This is a genomic window from Sphingomonas bacterium (genome assembly GCF_903643035.1).
In the GTDB taxonomy this organism is placed as follows: domain Bacteria; phylum Pseudomonadota; class Alphaproteobacteria; order Sphingomonadales; family Sphingomonadaceae; genus Sphingomonas.
On sequence record NZ_CAHJWW010000214.1, the window covers coordinates 1 to 4663 of the forward strand.

Sequence of the window (4663 nt, forward strand, 5' to 3'; positions counted from 1 at the left end):
ACCGTCTCCTCCATGCCGGTGCCGACGAACGGCGCCTCGGCGCGGACCAGCGGCACCGCCTGACGCTGCATGTTCGACCCCATCAGCGCGCGGTTGGCGTCGTCGTTCTCCAGGAACGGGATCAGCGACGCGGCGACCGATACCAGCTGCTTGGGGCTGACGTCCATCAGCGTCACCGTGTCGGGCAGCGCGTTCAGGAACTCGCCCGCTTGGCGCGATGACACCAGCTCCTCGGTGAAGCCGCCTTCGCCGTCGAGGTCGGCGGACGCCTGCGCGATCGTGTGCTTGGCCTCCTCCATCGCCGACAGGTAGACGACGTCGTTCGTCACCTTGTGGTCGACGACGCGGCGGTACGGCGTTTCGATGAAGCCGTACTTGTTGACGCGGCTGAAAGAGGCGAGGCTGTTGATGAGGCCGATGTTCGGGCCTTCCGGCGTCTCGATCGGGCAGATGCGGCCATAATGCGTCGGATGCACGTCGCGCACCTCGAACCCGGCGCGCTCGCGGGTGAGCCCGCCCGGCCCGAGCGCCGATACGCGGCGCTTGTGCGTCACTTCCGACAGCGGGTTCGTCTGGTCCATGAACTGCGACAGCTGCGACGAGCCGAAGAACTCGCGCACCGCCGCCACCGCGGGCTTGGCGTTGATGAGGTCGTTGGGCATGACCGTCGACACGTCCACCGACGACATACGCTCCTTCACCGCGCGCTCCATGCGCAACAGCCCGACGCGATACTGGTTCTCCAGCAGCTCGCCGACCGACCGCACGCGGCGGTTACCAAGGTTGTCGATATCATCGATCTCGCCCTTGCCGTCCTTCAGGCCGACGAGCGTCTTGATGACGGCGAGGATGTCCTCGGTGCGCAGCGTCGTCACCGTATCCTCGGCATCGAGGTCCAGGCGCATGTTCAGCTTCACGCGGCCGACCGCCGACAGGTCGTACCGCTCCGGATCGAAGAACAGGCCGGCGAACAGCGACTCCGCGGTCTCCAGCGTCGGCGGCTCGCCGGGGCGCATGACGCGATAGATGTCGCTCAGCGCCTGCTCGCGCTCCTCGGCCTTGTCTACCTTTAGCGTGTTGCGGATCCACGGACCCGTCGAGACATGGTCGATGTCGAGCAGCTCGACGGTGGTGATCCCCGCCTGGTCGAGCTTCTCGAGGTTCTCGGCCCCGATCTCGTCGCCCGCCTCGACATAGATCTCGCCCGTCGACTCGTTGATGAGGTCCCAGGCCGAATAGCGGCCATAGATCTCCTCGGTGGGGATCAGCAGTTCGGCCAGTCCGTCCTTGGCGGCCTTGTTGGCGGCGCGGGGGCTGATCTTCTGGCCGGCGGCGAACACCACCTCGCCCGAGTTGGCGTCGACGATGTCGTAGCTGGGCTTGGCGCCACGCCAGTTCTCGGCCTGGAACGGGATTTTCCAGCCACCCTCGCCGCGCACGAACGTCAGGTGGTTGTAGAAATGGTCGAGGATATCCTCGCCGTTCATGCCGAGCGCGAACAGCAGCGCCGTCACCGGCAGCTTGCGCTTGCGGTCGATGCGGACGTTAACGACGTCCTTAGCGTCGAACTCGAAATCAAGCCACGAGCCACGATAGGGGATCACGCGCGCGGCGAAGAGATACTTGCCCGACGCATGCGTCTTGCCGCGGTCATGGTCGAACAGCACGCCCGGCGAGCGGTGCATCTGGCTGACGATGACGCGTTCGGTGCCGTTGATGAAGAACGTGCCGTTCTCCGTCATCAGCGGCATGTCGCCCATGTAGACGTCCTGCTCCTTGATATCGAGCACCGAGCGGGTCTCCGTCTCCGGGTCCACCTCGAACACGATCAGGCGCAGCGTGACGCGCATCGGCGCGGCATAGGTGATGCCGCGCTGGCGACACTCCTCCACGTCGAACTTGGGGTTCTCCAGTTCGTAGTTGACGAAGTCGAGCTCGGCGGTGCCGGCGAAGTCGCGGATCGGGAACACCGATCGCAGCGTCTTCTCCAGCCCCGACACATAGCCGATCGACGCATCGGAGCGCAGGAACTGCTCGTAGCTCTCGCGCTGCACCTCGATCAGGTTCGGCATCTGCACGACTTCGTGGATGTTGCCGAACACCTTGCGGATGCGCCGCTTGGCCGTGCTCTGCCGGTCGCCCTGCTGCTCGGGCCGCGCCGTCCCTGCATCGATCGCCTTGGTCGCCATGGAATATGTGCCTCGTCAGCTTGAAACTTTGCCCGGAGTCCACCGGCGGGCGTGCGAGCGGACGCAAAAAACTGCCTGTTCCCTCGAAGGGAGCGGCAGTCTCATGCGTCCTATACCAACGGCATCCATCCGATCGACACGGTGCGCGACGCCATGCCATTTCCCGATGCCAGTGTGTGATTTCCGTACATAGGGGCGCTGTTGGAGACTGTCAAAGGCCCATCACGCTCCCTTCGAAAGGAACGGGGAAGGGATGGGTCGGCGAGCGATCCATCCGGCGCGCCGCGAGCTGGCGTGACCCGTCTTCGAAAGGATGACAGAGCGCCGGGATTGTAGGAAGCATGCCGCACCGATACCCGACCGCAGTCCAGTGGAGCCACCATGATCGCCAGAGCCGCCCTCCTTCTCGCCACCTCCGCGCTCACCCTCAGCCCCGCGATGGCCCAGACCGTTCCCGGGACCACGCCGCCCGCGGCGCCCGCTTCCACCCCCGCGACGCCCGATACCGCCGGGACCACGCCCGCCGGTGTCCAGCCCAAGGATGCGGGAACCAGCGCACAGGCGGCGGCCGGCGACATTCCCGCCAAGTTCACGCCACCCGGCGCGGACCAGGATTACGTCAAGCGCGAGGTGATGATCCCGATGCGCGACGGGGTGAAGCTCTACACCGTAATCGTCTATGCCAAGAACCTGACGAACGCGCCGATCGTGCTGACCCGCACGCCGTACAATGCCAAGGGCCGTGCCAACCGGGCGGACAGCGCGCTGGAAATCTCCACCCTGCCGCTCGCCGACGAGCAGTTCGTGCGTCAGGGCTATATCCGCGTCTATCAGGACATCCGCGGCAAATACGGGTCGGAGGGCGACTATGTCGTCACCCGGCCCGTCATCGGCCCGCTGAACGCCACCAAGGTCGACCACACCACCGACGCCTACGACACGATCGACTGGCTGGTGAACAAGGCGAACCTGCCCGAGGGGAACGGCCGCGTCGGCATGATCGGATCGTCCTACGAGGGGTTCACCGTCGTCATGGCGCTGCTCCACCCGCACCCCGCACTGAAGGTCGCCGCGCCGCAGTCGCCGATGGTCGACGGCTGGATGGGCGACGACTGGCTGCATTACGGGGCGTTCCGGCTGACCAACATCGGCTGGCTCGGCTCGCAGACCGGCTACAAGGGTGCCGGGAAGGCGCCGCCGTCGGGCGGGTACGACGACTATGACAACTTCCGCACCATTTCGGCGGGCGACTGGGCGAAGAAGTTCGGTTACGACCAGCTGCCCTATTGGCAGCGGATGGTGCAGCACCCCGCCTATGACGGCTTCTGGCAGGGGCAGGCGCTCGATGTGCTGCTCGCACAGAACCCCTCGAGCATCCCGACCCTGTGGGAGCAGGGGCTGTGGGACCAGGAGGACATGTACGGCGCGATCCACAGCTACGAGGCGCTGGTGAAGGCGGGGCACGCGGGCAACAACTTCATCGTCATGGGTCCGTGGCGGCACAGCCAGGTCAACCGCGAGGGCAAGAGCCTCGGCCCCCTCGAGTGGAACGGCGACACCGCGCAACAGTATCGCGACGAGATGGTGATGCCGTTGTTCAACCAGTATCTCAAGGACGGTCCGCCCGCCGGCCTGCCCGCCGCGGCGATCTACAACACGGGCGAGAACCACTGGGACAGGCTCTCGCGCTGGCCGATCGCCTGCGCGAAGGACTGCGCGGCGCCGCTGACGCCGTGGTATCTCGAGCCGGGGCACCGGCTGGGCTTGGAGCGGCTGGGCGGCCCCGGCGACAGCTACGTGTCCGATCCCGCCAATCCCGTGCCGCACCTGCCGCGGCCGGTGAACTTCGGCGACGGCCGCTGGGGCGACTGGCTGGTCAGCGACCAGCGATCGGTCGACGGGCGCACCGACGTGATGAGCTATTCCACCGACGCGCTGAAACAACCGGTGCGGGTGTCGGGCGTGCCGTGGGCGGACATCTTCGCCAAGACCACGGGGACCGATGGCGACTTCGTGGTTAAGATCATCGATGTCTATCCCGACGAGGTCGCAAGCAATCCCAGGATGGGCGGCTATCAGCTCGCGATCAGCCTCGACATATTCCGCGGCCGGTACCGCGACAGCTTCGCGCATCCGAGCGCGATCCCGGTCGGCAAGGTGCAGGAATACCACTTCCGGCTGCCGGCGGTGAACCATGTCTTCCAGCCGGGGCACAGGATCATGGTGCAGGTCCAGTCGTCGCTGTTCCCGCTGTACGACCGCAACCCGCAGACGTTCGTGCCCAACATCTTTCTCGCGAGGCCGGGCGACTACCGGAAGGCGACGGTGTCGATCGAACATGGCGCGGCGGGCGCCAGCGCGGTGTTGCTGCCGGTGGTGCCGCTCGCCCCGGCCGAGGTGCTCGCGGCGCGCTGAGGCCAGACGGGCGTCGGGCACGGGCCGGCGCGCGGTCCGCACCGGCGTCGCGGGGGCGG

The 4663-nt window shown here is 66.5% G+C and carries 2 protein-coding genes; one reads left to right on the forward strand and one right to left on the reverse strand.

Translation table 11 applies throughout. The annotated features are described in order from the left end of the window. On the reverse strand, positions 1–2189 hold a 2189-nt coding region (rpoB, locus tag HUV01_RS12165), incomplete at its 3' end, for a DNA-directed RNA polymerase subunit beta (protein ID WP_174298508.1). Between the two features lie 381 nt (positions 2190–2570). Here rpoB and HUV01_RS12170 point away from each other — a divergent pair. Next, a complete protein-coding gene (locus HUV01_RS12170) occupies positions 2571–4604 on the forward strand; it encodes a CocE/NonD family hydrolase (protein ID WP_254606606.1) in 2034 nt (677 codons plus the stop codon). Positions 4605–4663: the final 59 nt, after the last annotated feature.